Origin of the sequence: Bradyrhizobium sp. CCBAU 45384, from assembly GCF_028128665.1 — a bacterium.
GTDB lineage: Bacteria > Pseudomonadota > Alphaproteobacteria > Rhizobiales > Xanthobacteraceae > Bradyrhizobium > Bradyrhizobium manausense.
This window is the reverse complement of the sequence record NZ_LBIZ01000019.1, coordinates 1-401: the sequence shown is the minus strand read 5'-3', so window position 1 is coordinate 401 and position 401 is coordinate 1. Positions and strand designations below refer to the sequence as shown.

Sequence of the window (401 nt, the reverse complement as noted above, 5' to 3'; positions counted from 1 at the left end):
GCGGTGGACGGCCTGTACCGCCAGCTGATCGGTTGATTTCGCGGGCACAAAGCGCATGGACGGACGGCCAACCGCTTCGCAGATGGCTTCCGCATCGTTCTGGTCGTTCTTGTTTGACTTGACGTATGGCGTCACGAACTGAGGGCTGATCAGTCGGACCTGATGGCCAAGCTCCGTGAGCACGCGAGCCCAATAGTGTGCACCGTTGGAAGCCTCCATGCCGACCAGGCAGGCCGGTAAATTGGCGAAAAAGCCGGCCACCGCATCCCGACGCAACCTCTTTCGCACAACGACTTTCCCGTGATTGTCGACGCCGTGAACTTCGAAGACATACTTCGCCAGATCTAGACCTATCCGAACGACCTGCATGATATCCTCCTTCACTGCACTTGACGCTCGAG

1 protein-coding gene is annotated in these 401 nt (G+C 58.1%); it reads right to left on the bottom strand.

Annotated features, from left to right (window positions below; genetic code table 11):
- On the bottom strand, positions 1-369 hold a 369-nt coding region (locus XH80_RS02805; RefSeq protein WP_271597235.1), incomplete at its 3' end, for an IS110 family transposase.
- Positions 370-401 lie beyond the last annotated feature (32 nt).